The 17,705-nt window shown below is 72.1% G+C and carries 15 protein-coding genes; 10 read left to right on the forward strand and 5 right to left on the reverse strand.

Annotated elements, in window-relative coordinates; translation table 11 throughout:
- Positions 1-233 precede the first annotated feature (233 nt).
- The 8 genes from FHS88_RS03885 (at position 234) to FHS88_RS03920 (ending at position 11,600) form a co-directional block, all read left to right on the forward strand.
- Entirely contained in the window at positions 234-929 is a 696-nt protein-coding gene (locus tag FHS88_RS03885) for an alpha/beta fold hydrolase (RefSeq protein ID WP_184481516.1), read from the forward strand.
- A 75-nt stretch (positions 930-1,004) separates the two neighbouring features.
- Positions 1,005-2,591, forward strand: a complete 1,587-nt coding sequence (locus FHS88_RS03890; protein WP_184481518.1) for an MFS transporter — start codon at positions 1,005-1,007, stop codon at positions 2,589-2,591.
- A gap of 63 nt (positions 2,592-2,654) precedes the next feature.
- Positions 2,655-3,152: a DNA starvation/stationary phase protection protein Dps gene (gene dps / locus FHS88_RS03895; RefSeq protein WP_184481520.1), complete on the forward strand. Its 498-nt coding sequence runs from the start codon at positions 2,655-2,657 to the stop codon at positions 3,150-3,152.
- 194 nt (positions 3,153-3,346) lie between these two features.
- Complete coding sequence (locus FHS88_RS03900; RefSeq protein WP_184481522.1) at positions 3,347-4,144, forward strand: SH3 domain-containing protein; 798 nt, start codon at positions 3,347-3,349, stop codon at positions 4,142-4,144.
- Between the two features lie 73 nt (positions 4,145-4,217).
- Positions 4,218-6,197 (forward strand): DNA topoisomerase IV subunit B, encoded by a 1,980-nt coding sequence (parE, locus tag FHS88_RS03905; RefSeq protein WP_184481524.1) that lies wholly within the window; start codon positions 4,218-4,220, stop codon positions 6,195-6,197.
- Between the two features lie 160 nt (positions 6,198-6,357).
- Entirely contained in the window at positions 6,358-7,434 is a 1,077-nt protein-coding gene (locus tag FHS88_RS03910) for a TauD/TfdA family dioxygenase (RefSeq protein WP_184481525.1), read from the forward strand.
- Between the two features lie 303 nt (positions 7,435-7,737).
- Entirely contained in the window at positions 7,738-10,371 is a 2,634-nt protein-coding gene (locus FHS88_RS03915; protein WP_184481527.1) for an AMP-binding protein, read from the forward strand.
- A 74-nt stretch (positions 10,372-10,445) separates the two neighbouring features.
- Complete coding sequence (locus tag FHS88_RS03920) at positions 10,446-11,600, forward strand: aminotransferase class V-fold PLP-dependent enzyme (RefSeq protein ID WP_211842316.1); 1,155 nt, start codon at positions 10,446-10,448, stop codon at positions 11,598-11,600.
- A 109-nt stretch (positions 11,601-11,709) separates the two neighbouring features.
- On the opposite strand, the gene FHS88_RS20510 is transcribed toward FHS88_RS03920, so the two are convergent.
- From FHS88_RS20510 to FHS88_RS03930, 3 genes are all read right to left on the reverse strand, one after another.
- Positions 11,710-12,240, reverse strand: coding sequence for a DUF6973 domain-containing protein (locus FHS88_RS20510; RefSeq protein WP_211842315.1), 531 nt, complete (start codon positions 12,238-12,240; stop codon positions 11,710-11,712).
- Between the two features lie 191 nt (positions 12,241-12,431).
- The gene (gene glnA / locus FHS88_RS03925) at positions 12,432-13,871 is read right to left on the reverse strand and encodes a type I glutamate--ammonia ligase (RefSeq protein WP_184481528.1); all 1,440 of its coding nucleotides are present in this window, start codon (positions 13,869-13,871) and stop codon (positions 12,432-12,434) included.
- Between the two features lie 206 nt (positions 13,872-14,077).
- A complete protein-coding gene (locus tag FHS88_RS03930; protein WP_184481530.1) occupies positions 14,078-14,416 on the reverse strand; it encodes a P-II family nitrogen regulator in 339 nt (112 codons plus the stop codon).
- A 446-nt stretch (positions 14,417-14,862) separates the two neighbouring features.
- On the opposite strand from FHS88_RS03930, the gene FHS88_RS03935 reads away from it, so the two are divergent.
- Together FHS88_RS03935 and FHS88_RS03940 are read left to right on the forward strand one after the other, a co-directional pair.
- The gene (locus FHS88_RS03935; RefSeq protein ID WP_184481532.1) at positions 14,863-16,059 is read left to right on the forward strand and encodes an aminotransferase; all 1,197 of its coding nucleotides are present in this window, start codon (positions 14,863-14,865) and stop codon (positions 16,057-16,059) included.
- Between the two features lie 388 nt (positions 16,060-16,447).
- On the forward strand, positions 16,448-16,681 hold the full coding sequence (locus tag FHS88_RS03940; RefSeq protein ID WP_184481534.1) for a hypothetical protein: 234 nt from the start codon (positions 16,448-16,450) through the stop codon (positions 16,679-16,681).
- Positions 16,682-16,786: 105 nt separating this feature from the next.
- On the opposite strand, the gene FHS88_RS03945 is transcribed toward FHS88_RS03940, so the two are convergent.
- Both FHS88_RS03945 and FHS88_RS03950 read right to left on the reverse strand, forming a co-directional pair.
- Positions 16,787-17,029 carry a DUF3297 family protein gene (locus FHS88_RS03945; RefSeq protein ID WP_184481536.1) on the reverse strand — a complete coding sequence of 81 codons (243 nt, stop codon included), beginning with the start codon at positions 17,027-17,029 and terminating at the stop codon, positions 16,787-16,789.
- Positions 17,030-17,098: 69 nt separating this feature from the next.
- Positions 17,099-17,671 carry a GATA-type transcription factor gene (locus tag FHS88_RS03950; protein WP_184481538.1) on the reverse strand — a complete coding sequence of 191 codons (573 nt, stop codon included), beginning with the start codon at positions 17,669-17,671 and terminating at the stop codon, positions 17,099-17,101.
- Positions 17,672-17,705: the final 34 nt, after the last annotated feature.

The following is a 17,705-nucleotide window of genomic DNA, read 5'->3' on the forward strand; positions in this document are numbered from 1 at the left end:
TCTGTTCGTTCAAGAGACGCTCTTTTCCATGGGCCCGGCAGGGCGGGCCGACCTTGGGGATGCGGTGGGTGGCCGAGCCCCGGCGGGGCGCACTCCGGGGCCGGCGATCCGGCCCGCCATTCCACGAGCGCGCCGGATATGGCGCGTTCCGGCCCAGAGATCAAGGTTTTCCGCGCCTGACGGCCTGCGTCCGGCGCATGGACGGGCCGTGCGCGCCGGGATAGAGCGCGCCGATGCAACGCCAGACCCTGCTGCTGCTGCCCGGCCTGCTCTGCGACGCGCGCCTCTGGCGCGACCAGATCGCCGCCCTCGCCCCGCTCGCGCGCGCGGTCGTCGCGGACCTGACGCGCGACGACCGGGTGGAGGCCATGGCGGCGCGCGCCATCGCCTCCGTCGAGGGGCCCTTCGCCCTCGCCGGCCTGTCCATGGGCGGCTATGTCGCGCTGGAAGTCATGCGCCAGGCGCCGGAGCGGGTGACGCGGCTCGCGCTGCTCGACACCTCGGCGCGCCCGGACACGCCGGAGCAGACGCGGCGACGGCGTGGGCTGATCTCCCTCTCGCGCTCGGGCCGGTTCCGGGGCGTGACGCCGCGGCTGCTGCCGCAGCTCATCCATCCCTCGCGCCTCGATGGCCCGCTCGCGGCCGAGGTGATGGAGATGGCCGAGCGCGTCGGCCAGGACGCCTTCCTGCGCCAGCAGGCGGCGATCATGCATCGCCCCGATTCCCGGCCGGGCCTCGGGCGCATCGCGGTGCCGACGCTCGTCGGCGTCGGCGCCGAGGACGCGCTGACCCCGCCGCCGCTCGCCGCCGAGATGGCGGCGCTGATTCCCGGCGCGCGGCTGCGCCACTTCGCCGGCGCCGGCCACCTGCCGACCATGGAGACGCCGGAGGCCGTGAACGCGGCGCTGGCCGCGTGGCTCGCGGGCTGAGCCGCGGGGGGGCGCATCGCACGCTGGCGCGCGGCGCGCTTGGTCAGGGCGCGCCCCTTCTGCCACCCTGGAGCGATGCCCGCCGCCTTCGCGCCGCTTCGCCACCCCGCCTTCCGCCTGCTGTGGTGGGCCAACCTCGCGGCCAATATCGGGCTGTGGGTGCAGAACACCGGCGCGGGCTGGATGATGACCTCGCTCGACCCGTCCCCGGTGATGGTCAGCCTTGTGCAGGCGGCCTCGATGCTGCCGGTCTTCCTGCTCGCGCTGCCGGCGGGTGCGGCGGCCGACATCGTGGACCGCCGGCTCTACCTGATCGGGGCGCAGGCCTGGGTGCTCTGCGTCGCGGCGCTGCTCGCGGTGCTCGCCTTCGCCGGCTGGATCGGGCCGTGGGGGCTGCTCGCCTTCACCTTCTGCATCGGCATCGGCAATGCGCTGAACTTTCCGGCCTGGGCCGCGACCACGCCGGAACTCGTCCCGCGCGAGGATCTGGTGCAGGCCATCGCGCTGAACGGCATCGGGTTCAACCTCTCGCGCGCGCTGGGCCCCGCGATCGGCGGCTTCGCCATCGGCGCGGCGGGGGTGGAGGCGGCCTTTGCGCTGAACGCGCTCTGCTTCCTCACGCTGCTGCTCGCGCTGCTGGCCTGGAAGCGGGAGGCGCCGGTGCGCAGCCTGCCGCCCGAGCACTTCCTCGGCGCGATGCGCGCCGGGATGCGCTTCGTCGCCGCGAGCCCGGCCATGCGCGCGGCCATCCTGCGCGCCTGCGTGTTCTTCTTCTTCACCTCTGCGGTGTGGGGGATGCTGCCGCTGGTGGTGCGCAAGGGGCTCGGCCTCGGGCCGGAGGCCTTCGGGCTGATGCTCGGCGTCATGGGCGTCGGCGCGGTGGCGACCGGCTTCGCGCTTCCCGCGCTGCGGCTGAGGCTGCCGACGCGCGGGGGCATGGTCACCGCCTTCTCGCTCGTCTCGGCCGCGGCGCTGGCGCTGCTCGGCGTCTCGGGCCACTGGCTGCCGGCCGGGGTGGCGATGCTGATGTTCGGCGCAGGCTGGCTCGCCGCCGCCTCCACCCTGCAGGCGGCGGCGCAGTTCGCCACGCCGGCCTGGGTACGGGCGCGCGCGATCGGCATCTACCAGCTCTGCTTCTTCGGCGCGATGACGGTGGGCGCGGTGCTCTGGGGCTGGGCCGGCGCGCGGTTCGGCATCGCGCCGGCGCTGCTGATCGCGGCGGCCACCTGCGCGATCGCGGCGCTGGCGGTGCGCGGCTTCCCGCTCGACGCCGCCCCGCCCGCCGAGGCGCCGAGCGTCGCCATGCCGAGCCCCGAGGCACCGGCGGACGAGCTGCGGCACATCCTCGGCGCCGATTCCGGGCGGGTGCTGGAGGTCGTCCGCTACACCGTGGACCCGGCCGAGCGCGCCCGCTTCCTCGCCGCGATGCGCGAGGTGCGGCGCGTGCGCCTGCGCAGCGGCGCGACCGCTTGGCGCCTGCTCGAGGATGTGGCGCATCCCGAGCGGTGGATCGAGCTCTGGAGCGTCGAATCCTGGACCGAACATCTGCGCGAGGCCGGGCGGCTCGACGCCGCGGACCGCGCCGCGCTGGCGCGCGCCGCCGCCTTCCAGAGCGCGGATCGGCCGATCGAGGCGGCCCGCTACCTCACCGTCCAGCCGTGACTCCGCAGCCCCGCGGCACCATATGACCTTATGCATATTGACGGCATGAGGAGACCACGACCGATGCCCAAGAACCGGAACGCCGGCCTGCACGCGACGATGAACGACCTCGGCGAGAATGCCCGCGAGGTCTCGGTGGGCGTGCTGAATGCCACGCTCGCGGATGCGATGGATCTCACGAACGGCGTGCGCATGGCGCACTGGACCGTGCGCGGCCCGCAATTCGCGGCGCTGCATGCGCTGTTCGAGACCTTCTACGACCAGCTCGGCGAGGCGACGGACGAGATCGCCGAGCGCGTCGTCCAGCTCGGCGGCACGCCCGACGGCACGACGCAGATCATCGGCGAGAAGAGCCGGCTCGACCCCTACCCCGCCGGGCTGCGCGACGGAATGGACCACGTGAAGGCGCTCGCCGCGCGCTACGCCGCGCTCGCCAAGACGGTCCGCGAGGGGATCGGGGCGACCGACGAGGCCGGGGACGCCGACACCGCCGACCTGCTGACCGGCTTCTCCCGCACGCTCGACAAGGCGCTGTGGATGCTGGAGGCGCATCGGGGCTGAGACCCCAACCGGCCGTGAAGGGCTTCACTGGCTTGGCTGCGCCGCGCGTGGTGATCTGGAGGCTCGTGAAGAGCGCAGCGACGGGAGTGCCGGGCATGTCGGATGCCTTTCAGGGCAGGGAAGGGAAGCCGCGGCGGCGAGGGCCGCGCTGGCCGATCCTTGCCACGGCGGCCGCCCTCTCGCTCGCCGGGTGCATGGCGCCAGGCGGCGGCTTCGATGGCGAAGAAGGCTGCCGCCCCCAGCTCACGAGCTTCAACGCGGCGGGGGATGCGTTCCTGGGCAATGCGCGCCGGGATCCCTCGGGCCTGCTGCCCCTGGGCACCGTGCCGACGAATTTCGGCCGCAGCGCCGAGACGCTCGACGCAGAGCTCCGCCAGGAGAATGCTGAGCTGGACGCGCTGCAGATTGCCTTCGACGCGCTGCTCTATTGCCGCTGGATCGAGGCGCGGTTGGTCCGCGCCGAGCTTGCTGCCGGGCGCATAGCCCGGCCGGTGGCGGAATCGCGCATGGCCGCGCTGCGGTCCCGGTTACAGCGCGATCTCACGCGCGCGCAGGCGGTGCTCGACAGCCTCGAGCAGAGGGCCTCGGCGCGCGAGGCCGCGCTGGAGGCAGCGGCCCCCGGAACGCGCGAGGCGACGCGGCGGGCCCGCGCGGAGACCGGCGCCACACGGCGCGTCGTCGCCGCCGCGACCGTGCCGCTGCGGTTGCGCCCGGAGGCCGCCGCGCCCGAGATCGGCCGCGTCCCGGCCGGCCAGGCCGTGACCGTCCGCCCCGCCCAGTCTGGCTTCGCCCTGGTGGAGGGCCAGGGCGGCCTGCGCGGCTATGCCCCGACCGGCGCCTTCCAGATCGCGGAGCGGACGGCGCGCGCGGTGGCTGGTGGCGGACCGCTGCGGCAGCTCGCCGCCACCAACATCGCGCGGCGGGACAATTTCGCCGAAAGCCTCGGCCTGGCGCGGGAGGCCGCCGTCTCGGGCTTCGAACTGGCCAGCTGAACCCCCGACTCGTGCGCCGCGTTGTTTCCGGCCGCCGCCACCGGTATCCTCGCCGGTCATAGGGGAACAAGACATGAACGACCTGTTCGGTCGCGGCGGCGTCCGCAAGGGCGCTGCCGGGCAGAGCGAGTATTCCGCCAAGGACATCGAGGTGCTGGAGGGGCTCGAGCCCGTTCGCCGGCGCCCGGGCATGTATATCGGCGGCACCGACGAGAACGCGCTGCACCACCTGGCGGCCGAGGTCATCGACAACGCCATGGACGAGGCGGTGGCGGGCCATGCCGACCGCATCGAGGTGACGCTGGAGCCCGGCAACTGGCTCGCGGTGCGCGACAACGGCCGCGGCATCCCGGTGGACCCGCACCCGAAATTCCCGAAACTCTCGGCGCTCGAGGTCATCCTCACCACGCTGCATTCGGGCGGGAAGTTCTCGGGCAAGGCCTATGACACCTCGGGTGGGCTGCATGGCGTCGGCAGCTCGGTGGTGAATGCGCTCTCCGAGCGGCTGGAGGTGGAGGTCGCGCGCGACCGCACCCTCTGGACGCAGGCCTATGAGCGCGGCAAGCCGGTCACGAAGCTCAGGAACGCGGGCAGCGCGCCAAACCGGCGCGGCACGATGATCCGCTTCCGGCCCGACCCCGAGATCTTCGGCGAGCGCGGCTTCAGCCCGGCGCGGCTCTATCGCCTGTGCCGGTCGAAGGCCTACCTGTTCCGCGGCGTCGAGATCCGCTGGTCCTGCGACCCCTCGCTCATCAAGGACGACACGCCCGCCCAGGCCACGCTGCACTTCCCTGGCGGCCTGACCGACTTCCTCGCCTCCGCGATCGAGGGCCAGGCCACCGTCGTGCCCGCCCCCTGGGCCGGGGAGGCCGAGTTCCCCGAGGGTGCGGGCCGCGTCGAATGGGCTGCGACCTGGGTCGAGCGCGGCGAGGGCTTCCTCAACACCTACGCCAACACCATCCCGACCCCGCAGGGCGGCACGCATGAGGCGGGCTTCCGCGCCGCGCTGGTCAAGGGGCTGCGCGCCTATGGCGAACTGAAGAAGGAGCGGCGCGCGGGCAGCGTCACGGCCGAGGACCTGCTCGGCGGGCTTGCCGGGATGCTGAGCGTGTTCATCCGCGACCCGCAGTTCCAGGGCCAGACCAAGGACAAGCTGACCAGCCCCGAGGCCGCGAAGCTGGTCGAGAACGCGCTGCGCGACCATTTCGATCACTGGCTCGCGGGCGATCCGGCGACGGCGGACAACCTCCTCGCCTTCGCCATCGAGCGCGCCGAGGAGCGCCTGCGCCGCCGCGCCGAGAAGGACACGCCGCGCAAGAGCGCCACGCGCAAGCTGCGCCTGCCGGGCAAGCTCGCAGACTGCTCCCGCGAATCCGCGGAAGGGACGGAGCTGTTCCTCGTCGAGGGCGATTCCGCCGGCGGTTCCGCCAAGCAGGCGCGCGACCGCGAGACCCAGGCGGTGCTGCCGCTGCGCGGCAAGATCCTGAACGTCGCCAGCGCCTCCACCGAGAAGCTGCGCCAGAACCAGGAACTCAAGGACCTGATCGAGGCGCTGGGCTGCGGCGTCGGCGATCGCTTCGACATCGCGAGGCTGCGCTACGGCCGCGTCGTCATCATGACCGACGCCGATGTGGACGGCGCGCACATCGCCGCCCTGCTCATGACCTTCTTCTACAAGGAGCTGCCGGAACTGGTGCGGCAGGGCCGCGTCTTCCTCGCCCAGCCGCCGCTTTACCGGCTGCAGGCGGGCGGCGTCTCGGTCTATGCGATGGACGATGCCGACCGCGAGCGGGTGCTGAAGCAGCGCTTCAAGGCCAACCAGAAGGTCGAGGTCAGCCGCTTCAAGGGCCTGGGCGAGATGCCGCCGGCCGCGCTCAAGGAGACCACCATGGACCCGCGCAAGCGCACCCTGCTGCGCGTGGTCCTGCCGCCTGAGGACCGCGCCCGGACCTCCGACCTCGTGGAGGCGCTGATGGGCCGCAAGCCCGAGCTGCGCTTTCGCTTCATCCAGGAGAATGCGGCGAGCCTGGAGGCCGAGGCGCTCGACGCCTGACACCCGGCGGAGGAAGGCCGGACCCTTGCCCGTGCCCCTGATCCGGCGTGCGGCCGCCCCGCCTGCCGCGCGTGCCGGCGTCAACGCCGCCTTTCCCCTTGCCTCGCCATCCCGGGCTGCCCACCCTGCGGCCTGAAAAGCCAATCGAGGGAGGAAACGGATGGCCGGCGCGGAGACCGAATCGCAGCCCGTGGCCCTGCCGCCCGGCCCGGTCGGCAGCCCCGCCGCCTGGACCGGCGCGGAGATGGCGCGGCGCAGCGACTGGATCGTGCATTTCACGGCCGGGGAGCTCGCCGAGATCGACGCCGCCATCGCCGCGCACAAGGCGGCCGGCCGGGCGATGGGCGAGATCACGCCGGAAACCTTCCGCCTGCCCGGCCTCGCGCCACGCCTCGCCGCGATCCTGGACGAGCTGCTGCACGGCCGCGGTTTCGTGCTGCTGCGCGGCTTCGACGTCGCCTCGCGCAGCATCGAGGACGCCGCGATCGGCTATCTCGGCATCGGGGCGCATCTCGGGGGCTTCCGCAGCCAGAACGCCAAGGGGCACCTGCTGGGTCATGTGCGGGATCTCGGCCTCGACATCCGCGACCCGAAGGTCCGCTACTACCAGACCAACCGGGAACTCGAGTTCCACACCGACAGTTGCGACATCGTCGGGCTGCTCTGCCTGCGCACCGCGAAATCGGGCGGCGGGTCGCGCATCGTCTCCTCCGTCACGCTGCACGACGCGATGCTCGAGCGCGCGCCGGCGCTCTGGCGCGCCCTGTTCAACCCCATGCCGACCGACCGGCGCGGCGAGATCCCGCCCGGCATGCTGCCCTGGTTCGAGATCCCGGTGTTCAACTGGCACAAGGGGCTGCTGAGCACGATCTACGCCGGGCAGTACATCCGCTCGGCACAGGAGAACTTCCCCCAGGCGCGGCGCCTCACGCCCGAGGAACGGGCGGCGATCGACATGCTCGATGCGCTGGCCGAGGAGTTCGCCCTGACCATGGAGTTCCGCCCGGGCGACATGCAGTTCATCCACAACCACCAGATCCTGCACAGCCGCGCCGATTTCGAGGACTGGCCGGAACCCGAGCGCCGCCGACACCTGCTGCGGCTCTGGCTCTCGCCGCCGGGCGGGCGCGAACTGCCGCCGGCCTACGCCCAGCGATACGGGGATATCACGCCGGGCAACCGTGGCGGCATCGTGGTGAAGGACACGGTGCTGCATTTCAGCCTCGAGCCGGCCTGAGACCCTGCGGACAAAGGATCGCCCTTTGTCCGCAGCGCATCGGAACCTGGTTCCGCGCACGGCCGCCCCAGCAGCCCCGCGCGCCATGCCAGGGGGCAACCTTTCGCCCGGCGGCATGAGACCCGGGCGGGGCAGGGACCGGCCAGCCTCAGCCGGCGAGCGGCCCCCGGGCTCGCGCGCGATCCCGGGAAGGCTGGACCCCGCGCCTTCCATCGTGATGCGCCGGCCACGGCCGGCAGCCGCGCGGCCTGGAAACCGGGCCGCCGGAGGGCGACATCCGCAGCGCAGCCCCGGAGCCTCCGCATGAGCAGCCCCTGGACCCCCGCGCGCCTGATCGCCGCACTTGCCGCGCGCGGGAATGCGCCAGCCATCATCACCATGGCGGGCGGCAACCCGGTGGAATGGCCGGCCGCCGCGCTGGCCGAGGATGCCGCGCGGCTTGCCGGCGGCCTGCTCGCGGCGGGCCTCGCGCCGGGCGAGCCGGTCGGGCTGCACGGCCCGAACGGGCCGGACTGGATCGCGGCGCGTCTGGCGATCGGCGCGGCGGGCGGCGTGCCGGTGGCGGTGGACGACCTGACCGCGGCCGGGGACGCCGCGCCGATCCTGGCCCGTGCGGGGTGCCGCTGGCATTTCACCACCGCCGCCCACGCCGCGGCGCTGCCGCCCGAGGCCGGGTTCCGCACCGTGCTGCTCGATGGCGGTGAGGAGGCGGGGGGCTGGCGCGCCCTGCGTGCCGCCGCCCCCGGCCCGCTCCCCGATGCCGCCCCCGATGGCGAGGCGATGCTGGTGACGACCTCCGGCACCACCGGCGCGCCGAAACTCTTCGCGCTGAGCCACGCCAATCTCGACGCCAACCTCTCGGCCGTCCTGGCGGTCGGCCTGGTCGGGCCGCAGGACCGCATGCTGCTGCCGCTGCCGCTCCATCACGTCTATCCCTTCCTGGTCGGGCTGATGACGCCGATCGCGGCGGGCGCGACGCTCGTTCTGCCCGAGACGGCGACCGGCCCCGACCTCGTGCGCGCGCTGCGCGAGACGCGCGCGACCATCCTCGTCGGCGTGCCACGCATCTATGTCGCGCTGCTCGCCGGGCTGCGCGGGCGGGTCGCGGCGCGCGGCGCGCTGGCCCGCGCGATCTTCGAGGGGATGCTGGAGTTCTCGGCGAGCCTCAGGCGCGGCGGGCTCGATCCCGGGCGGCGCCTGTTCGGCAGCGTGCATGCCCAGATGGCGCCGGCCCTGCGCGTGCTGGTCTGCGGCGGCGCGCGGCTGGATGGCGAGGATGTCTGGGCGCTGGAGGCGCTGGGCTGGCGGGTCTGCAACGGCTATGGCCTCGCGGAGACGGCCTCGCTCTTCACCGGCAACACGCCGGCGGCGCGGCGCGTGGGCTCCGAGGGCCGCGCGCTCGCCCCCGGCAGCGCCGTGCGCATCGCCGATCCCGACGCGCAGGGGATCGGCGAGATCCAGCTCAAGGGGCCGAACGTCTTCGCCGGCTACCGCGACAATCCGGAGGCGAATGCGGCCGCCTTCACCGCCGATGGCTGGTTCCGCACCGGCGATCTCGGGCGGCTCGACACCGACGGCTTCCTGCACGTGACCGGCCGGCTCAAGGAACTGATCGTGCTCGGCGGCGGCAAGAACGTCATGCCGGAGGAGGTCGAGGCCGCCTACGCCGCGCATCCGGCGATCCGCGAGATCGCGGTGCTGGAGCGCGCCGGCGCGCTGGTCGGCGTGGTGGTGCCGGACGAGGCGGCGCTGCGCGCGGCCGGGGCGACGCGGCCCGAGGACGCGCTGCGCGTCGCGCTCACCGCGGCGGGGCAGGGGCTCGCCCCCTATCAGCGGCTCGCGGGCTATGTGATGGCGCGCGAGCCGCTGCCGCGCACGCGGCTCGGCAAGATCCAGCGCTTCCGCCTGCCGGAGATGTACGAGGCGCTGCTCGCGGGCCGCGCCGCCCCGCCGCCGCCGCTCACGCCGGAGGACGAGGCGCTGCTCGCCCAGCCCGGCGCGCGGGAGGCGTGGGACATCCTTGCTGCGCGCTATCCAGGCCGGCCGCTCTCGCCGGCCGCCTCCCCGGCGCTCGATCTCGGCATAGACAGCCTTGAATGGGTCGCGCTCGCGCTCGAACTGGAGCAGCGGATAGGGCTGCGCCTCGGCGAGGAGGACATCGCCGCGATCGGCACGGTGCGCGACCTGCTCGAACGCGCGCGCGAGGCACACGGCGCAGGCGCCAGCCCGCCAGCGCCGCGCGGCGCGGCGGAGATCGCGGCCGAGGCCGAGCGCATGACGCGCCCGCCATCGCCCGCGCTGCTGCCGCTGCGCGCGGCGGGATGGGCGGCGGCTCGCGGCATTGGCGCGGCGCTGTTCAGCCTCGAGACGCGGGGGCGGGAGCACCTGCCGCGGCGCGGGCCCTTCGTCATCGTCGCCAACCATGTCAGCGACCTCGATCCGGGGCTGATCGCCGCCTCCCTCCCGTTCGGGCTGATGCGGCGGCTGTGGTGGGGCGGGGTGAAGGAGCGCCTCTTCGTGACCGCGGCGAGCCGCGCCTTCGCCCGCGCCTTCCAGGTCTTCCCGGTCGAGGAGCGGCAGCCCTCGCAGGCGGTGGCGATGGCGCGCGCGGTGCTGGCGCGCGGGGAGGCGCTGGCCTGGTTCCCGGAATCCTGGCGCTCCCCGGACGGGGCGCTGCAGCGCTTCCTGCCGGGCATCGGCCTGATCCTCGACGGCCTGCCCGGGGTGCCGGTCATCCCCGCGCATATCCGCGGCGCCTTCGAGGCGATGCCGCGCGACCGGCGCCTGCCGCGCCGCCATCCGGTGCGCATCACCTATGGCCTGCCGGTGGCGCCCGCGCTGCTCGCCCCGCCCATCGAGGATCCGCGCCGGCGCGCGGAGGCGGTGGCCGAAGCGCTGCACGATGCGGTCGCGGACCTCGCCGCCGGGGCGGGCTGAGCGGACAGGCGCGCCCTCGCTCCCGCCGGCGCGGTGCCATAGGCTGCTGGGGCACCGTTCCCGGGAGACGCCGCATGCTCGCCTCGCAACGCCACCTCTTCGACATCCCGCGCGAGGTCGCCTACCTCAACGCCGCCGCCTGGTCGCCGCTGCCGCTCGCGGTGCAGGAAGCCGGGCGCATCGGCGTCGGGCGCAAGGGCCGGCCCTGGGAGGTCGGCCCCGACCACCAGGCCGCGCAGTTCGCGCGCGCCCGCGCCGCCGCCGCCGCGCTGATCGGCGCCGCGCCCGAGGACATCGCGCTGATCCCCTCGGTCGGCTACGGCGTCGCGACCGCGGCGAAGATCTTCGCCCCGCCGCCGGGCACGCGGGTGCTGGTGCTGGAGGACGACCATTCCTCGCCGGTGCTCGAATGGATGGTCCGCGCGCCGGCGCAGGGCTTCACGGTCGAGCAGGTGCGCTTCCCCGCCGATGGCGACTGGACGGCAGCGGTGGAGGAGGCGATCGCGCGGCCGGGCCCGCCGGTCTCGCTCGCCTCCATCGCCAATGTCCACTGGTCGGATGGCGGCGCGCTGGAGATGGACCGCATCGCGGCGGCGCTGCGCGCGCAGGGCGCGGCGCTGCTGATCGACGCGACCCACGGGGCGGGAATGATGGATCTCGATGTCGGCCGGCTCGATCCCGACTTCCTGATCTTCCCGACCTACAAATGGGTGCTCGGCCCCTATGGCCGCGCCTTCCTTTATGTGGCGAAGCGCCGGCAGGATGGCGTGCCGCTGGAGCAGACCGCCCACGGCCGCCGGGGAGTCGCGGCCGAGCGCACGCCCTATTTCTCCGACCTCGCCTATGTGGACGGCTCGCGCCGCTTCGACATGGGGGAGCGCGACCACTTCATCAGCCTCGAGATGGCCGCGGTCGGGATGGAGATGATGGCCGCCTGGGGGCAGCCGGCGATCGCCGAGCGCTGCGCGATGCTGACCGCGCGGCTCGAGGACGGGCTCGCGGCCTCGGGCGCGATCCTTCCGCGCCGGCACCTGCGCGCGCCGCACATCCTCTGCGCCGCCTTCCCCGGCGGGATGCCGTCAGGCCTCGCCGAGGGCCTCGCCGCGCAGGGGGCCTTCGCCGCGCCGCGGCTCGGGCGGCTGCGCATCAGCCCCCATGTCTACAACGACGAGGAGGATGTGGACCGCTTCGTGGCGGCCTTCGCGCGGGTGATGCGCAAGGCCGCCTGATGGCGGAAGGCGCGGCGGCGGCCTCGCTCCGCCGCGCATCCGGCTCCGGTGCCGCGCGCGATGCCGCAGGACGGGACGGCGGGCCTTTCGCCCGCGGCCATCGGTGGCGCTACCGGCCGAAGGTCAGCGAGCGCGTCGGCACGAGCTTGTCGCCGTCGGCCTTGTCGAGCACGCGCAGCCGCCCCTGCAGGAAGGCGTCCACGACGGCGACCGTGAGGTCGGTGTCGCTTGCCGTCTTCATGCGCACGCCGATCTCGAGGCCGACCGCATTGTTGTGCAGGTCCATCCGGCTGGCCGGTGTGCCGAATTCGGAGTTCATCTCATGCGCGGTCAGCAGCGTGAGCGCCTCGGTGTAGCCGAGGTCGCGGCCGAGCAGTGCGGCGAGGTAGCAGTGGCGCAGGGCATCCGCCGGCCCGTTGGTGCGCGAGGCCTTCGCGACCTTGTCCGCCACATCCCGCGGCAGATCGTCGGTGAAGGCGTAGGAGACGGCGCGCGACCAGCTCTCCGCCTCCTCCTTCGCGCGCAGGATCTTCGGCAGCGAGGCGGGATTGGCGATCAGCACCATCGCCTCGGTGATGTTCGAGCGCTTCTTCTCGAGCAGCGCATTGGCTGCATGCATCAGGTCGTCCGCGAAGGACATGGCTGGGGATCTCCGGATGCCGAAACGGGGAGCGGCGCGGAGAGGATGCCGCACCCGAGGCGCCTCCGGGAAGGAAATCGTTCACGGCCGGGTGAAGGCCCGCAGCCCGATGGCCGGGCGCGTACCGGGCACGAAATAGGGGCCCCGCGCGCCGCGCGGAGCCCCCTTCGTGCCGTCCGGTCTGGAGCGGATCAGACGGAGTAGTACATCTCGAACTCGACCGGGTGCGGGGTGTGCTCGAAGCGGTACACCTCCTGCCACTTGAGCTCGATGTAGGACTCGATCTGGTCCTTGGTGAAGACGTCGCCGGCGAGCAGGAACTCGTGGTCGGCGGCGAGCGACTGCAGCGCCTCGCGGAGGCTGCCGCACACGGTCGGGATGCCCTTCAGCTCCTCCGGCGGCAGGTCGTAGAGGTCCTTGTCCATGGCGTCGCCCGGATGGATCTTGTTCTTGATGCCATCGAGGCCGGCCATGAGCATCGCCGAGAAGGCGAGGTAGGGGTTGGCACCCGGATCGGGGAAGCGGACCTCGACGCGCTTGGCCTTCGGGCTCGTCGCGTAGGGGATGCGGCAGGAGGCGGAGCGGTTGCGCGCCGAATAGGCGAGCAGCACCGGCGCCTCGAAGCCCGGGATCAGCCGCTTGTAGGAGTTGGTCAGCGGGTTGGTGAAGGCGTTCAGCGCCTTGGCGTGCTTGATGATGCCGCCGATGTAGTAGAGCGCCGTCTCGGACAGGTCGGCATAGCCGTTGCCCGCGAAGGTCGGCTTGCCCGCCTTCCAGATGGACTGGTGGACATGCATGCCCGAGCCGTTGTCGCCGTAGATCGGCTTCGGCATGAAGGTCGCGGTCTTGCCGTAGGAATGGGCGACGTTGTGGATGCAGTACTTGTAGATCTGCAGGTGGTCGGCCATGCGCACCAGCGTGCCGAACTTCATGCCGAGCTCGTGCTGCGACTGCGCCACCTCATGGTGGTGCTTCTCGATCACGACGCCCATCTCGCCCATGGTCGAGAGCATCTCGGCGCGCAGGTCCTGCTCGCTGTCCACGGGCGGGACGGGGAAGTAGCCGCCCTTCACCCCGGGGCGGTGGCCCATGTTGCCCTCGGGGTAGTCCTTCAGGGACGCCTGCGGCCCCTCGATGCTGTCGAGCTGGTAGATGCCGTAGTTGCCGCCGGTGCCGAACTTCACGTTGTCGAAGATGAAGAACTCGGCCTCGGGGCCGAAATAGGCGGTGTCGCCGATGCCGGTGGACTTCAGGTACTCCTCGGCCTTCTTCGCCGTGCCGCGCGGGTCGCGGTTGTAGCGCTGGCCGGTCGAGGGCTCGTAGATGTCGCAGAACAGGATCATCTGCGGCTTGGCCGAGAAGGGATCCATCACCGCCGTCTCGGGGTCCGGCATCAGGATCATGTCGGACTCGTTGATCGCCTTCCAGCCGGCGATCGAGGAGCCGTCGAACATGATGCCTTCCTCGAAGATCTCGGGCTCGATAGTCGAGACGTGCTGGGCCGTGTGCTGCCACTTGCCGCGCGGGTCGGTGAAGCGGAAGTCCACGTATTCGACGCTGTGCTCCTTGATCATCTCCATGACCTTGGAGACGGGGGAGCTGCCTCCGGCGGCGGCGGGCTTCTTGGCCATGATGTGCGGTCCTGTTCCCTGACTGCGAAAATCCCGAACCCTGTTCGCGCGCCGCGGCTTCGGTGCCCCGCGGCGCGGCCCGGCTTGCCCGGCGGGGCGGCGTTCAGGCCGACCTGCCCGGCTGGTCCGGTCCGGGCCGCGCCATCGCGCCGCATCCGGGCCGGGCGCCGCCCCCCGCCGAGGAGGGGGCGGCGGAAGCCTCGCGGCTAGACGGCTTCCTCGCCGCGCTCGCCGGTGCGGATGCGGATCACCTCGGCGATGTCGGAGACGAAGATCTTGCCGTCCCCGATGCGCCCGGTCCGCGCCGCCTGCTGGATCGCCTCGACCGCGCGATCGAGCATGTCGTCGGAGCAGACCACCTCGACCTTCACCTTGGGCAGGAAGTCCACGACGTATTCGGCGCCGCGGTAGAGCTCGGTATGGCCCTTCTGGCGGCCGAAGCCCTTGGCCTCGATCACCGTCAGCCCCTGCAGGCCGATCTCGTGCAGCGCGTCCTTCACCTCGTCGAGCTTGAAGGGCTTGATGATGGCCTCGATCTTCTTCATCGGCTCCTGTCCAGCGGCCTTCGCGCCCCGCGGGGCGCCTCGGCCTTCCTCCCGGTTGCCTGCCCGGTTCGTTGTTGCCCGTGTGCTCCAGCGCCCGCCTGCCGCCCCAGGGCGGTCGTCATGCGCCGCACCCTCGCCGACCCGCGAGCGCTCCGGGTATTGCACGCGGCGTGCCGGGCCAGCAATCCGAGGGGGCCACGGAAAATCCCGCTTCCATGCCGATTTCCGCCGAGGGAATGGGCTTTATGCACAAGAAATAGGCGAAATCTGCCGCGCTCCTGGTCAGTTTCGGGTTGTGCGGTGGCTCATCCCATCGTGCTTGGCGCACCCCGAGGATTCGCGGGCGGTCTGCGCCGCGCCCGGCGCCGATGCGTCGCCCGTTGCCGCCCCGCCGCGCCGGCCCCATAACGCGCGAACGCCCGTCAGCAGCAGGACAAGCGCCGGCCATGAAGCCGCAGAACGCCCTTCTCTCCGCCACCGGCACCACGATCTTCACGGTGATGTCGGCGCTGGCCAACCAGCACCAGGCGATCAATCTCGGCCAGGGCTTCCCGGACTATGACGGGCCGGAGGACGTGGTGCGCGCGGCCGCCGAGGCGCTGCTCGACGGCCGCAACCAGTACCCGCCCATGACCGGCGTGCCGGAACTGCGCAATGTCGTCGCCGCCCACAACCGCCGCTTCTACGGGCTGGAGGTGGACCCCGATGCGGAGGTGGTGGTCACCTCCGGCGCGACCGAGGCGCTGACCGCCTGCCTGATGGCGGTGCTCAACCCGGGCGATGAATGCGTGCTGATCGAGCCGCTCTACGACACCTACCTGCCGGTGGTGAGGCTGCTCGGCGCGGTGCCGCGGCTCGTGCGCCTCTCGCCGCCGAACTGGGAACTGCCGCGCGCGGAACTGGCCGCGGCCTTCGGGCCGAGGACGAAGGCGATCCTGTTCAACACGCCGATGAACCCGACCGGCAAGGTGTTCACCGCGGCCGAGCTCGCCTTCCTCGCGGACCTGATCCAGCGCCACGACTGCTACGCGATCTGCGACGAGGTCTATGAGCACCTGACCTTCGACGGCTGGAAGCACATCCCGCTGATGACGCTGCCCGGCATGCGCGAGCGCTGCATGCGCATCGGCAGCGCCGGCAAGACCTTCAGCCTGACCGGCTGGAAGGTCGGCTACATCACCTGCGATAGGGGGATCGCGCCGAACGTGGCCAAGGCGCACCAGAACCTCACCTTCACCACGCCGCCGAACCTGCAGCGGGCGGTGGCGGTGGGGCTGGCGAAGGACGACGCCTATTTCGCCGGGCTCGCGGCGCATCTGCAGCAGAAGCGCGACCGGCTGGGGGAGGGGCTGAAGCGCCTCGGCTTCGGCGTGCTCGCGACCAAGGGCACCTACTTCATCACCACCGATGTTCGCCCGCTGGGCTGGAACGGGGACGACGTCTCCTTCTGCCGCACCCTGACGGAGGAGGCGAAGGTCACGGCCATCCCCGTCACGGCTTTCTACGCCAGCGAGAATGCGCCCAACCACTATGCGCGCTTCGCCTTCTGCAAGGGCGATGCGCTGCTCGACGAGGCGCTCGTGCGCATGGAGCGCTGGCTGCGTGCCCGCGGCGCCGCGCCGCCGCGCGCCGCGGCCGGATGAGGGCGCCTCCGCGGACGATTCCTTGACGCCGGGCTGACGGGCGCCCGCCCCGCGCGCGTTCATCGGTCGCGCGGAATGCGCGCCCAGGATGCGGAGGCGGGCTGGGAGTGGCGGGAACGAGCCGGAAAACCGAGCGTCTCGCACGTCTCAAAATGCGACAGTAACCGTTAAATCTGCGTTACGCTAGATGTAGCGTATATTCACGTTTTTGTACCGCTAGATAAAGTGTCCGAGATCAATTGTCTAAAAAATACGAGCAGATTAACTATTGCATACGAAACGTGCTTGGTGTTCCCTTATCGCGTTCTGATTGCACAAGGGGGTTGGTGCCATGCGGGATAGGGGCGGCAGCGCGCTTCGGAAGAAGGCGGAAGTGTATGAGTTCGGGATGTCGCCCGACGGCAGGGCCGCTCTCGCCCTCGGGATGATCGCGCTGGTCTTCGGCTTCGCCGCCGTCGCCGCCGGCGCCTACATCGCGCTCTACGGCGGCATGCCGAGGATCGCCCTGCCGGGCGGTCTTGCCGCGGCGGACCGGGACATGGTGGGGATGTTCCTTTCCGCGGTCGGCGCGCTGACCACGCTGATCGGGGGGGTCAGCATCTACAGGTCGCAGGAGATGTGAGCCGCGCCGGGCCGCCATCGGGGGAAGGCGGCCCGTGCAGCAGGCTCCATTGCCGCGACTTGCCGCGGGGGCCGGGCGCTGGGGGGCGCCCGGCCCTTCGCATTCTCACGCCGGTTCGCGCAGATAGGGCTCGACCGGGCCGTGCAGCTTCATGGTCAAGGGCTTGCCGCGCCGGTCCACCGCCTTGCCGACGCTGACCCGCACCCAGCCCTCCGAGACGCAGTATTCCTCGACATTGGTCTTCTCCTGGCCGCGGAAGCGGATGCCGACCCCGCGGGCGAGCAGAGCCTCGTTGAAGAAGGGGCTGTCGGGGTCGGTGGAGAGACGGTCGGGCAGCGATTCGGTCACGGGTGTCGTTTCCCTTTGGCGGAGGAAGATTCCGGCAGCGGACCGAAGGTCGCTTCCGGCCGGCCGCGGTCAGATGCGCGTGTGGACAAGCACGACATCATGGCCGAGCCGTCTGGCGAAGGCGGCGACGAAAAGTGGGTCGAGCCACCAGTTGGCGAAGGCGAAGCCGAGGCAGCCGAACCCCCAGGCGGCCTCGAAGCGGTAGCCCGTCAAGGGTGCCGCCAGGCCGCAGGCGTGGCAGGCGAGGGTGTCGCCCGTGCCGTCGCGATGCCAGGCTGAGAACGCCTCGCTCCAGTCCCCGCTGCCTTCCGTCTGCTCGGCGCCGCAGGACGGGCAGTGGATCCCGAGGCCGAGTTCCCCCGCATCGAAGATCCGCCGGCCGATCTTCACCTCGAGCCAGTTGAACACGAGGCTGGAGGGCCGATCGTCCAGGCAGGCCCGCCGGTAGGCGGGGCCGGGCCGGTATACGATCCGGCTGTCGCCGGTCAGCGCTGGATCGTCGGCGCCGCCGATGGAGGCGATCCAGCGGCGATGAATGTCCCCGACCGTCTCCGGCGGACCGATGATGCCTTCCGCCTGCAGCCAGGCGAGCATGCGCGCGGCCACGCCCTCCGCCGCCTCGGCCGACGTGCGCTGGTCCACGAGGGTGGATACGTCATCGCTCAGCGGCGCGCTC

This window comes from Neoroseomonas alkaliterrae, assembly GCF_014199195.1.
GTDB classification, from domain to species: domain Bacteria; phylum Pseudomonadota; class Alphaproteobacteria; order Acetobacterales; family Acetobacteraceae; genus Neoroseomonas; species Neoroseomonas alkaliterrae.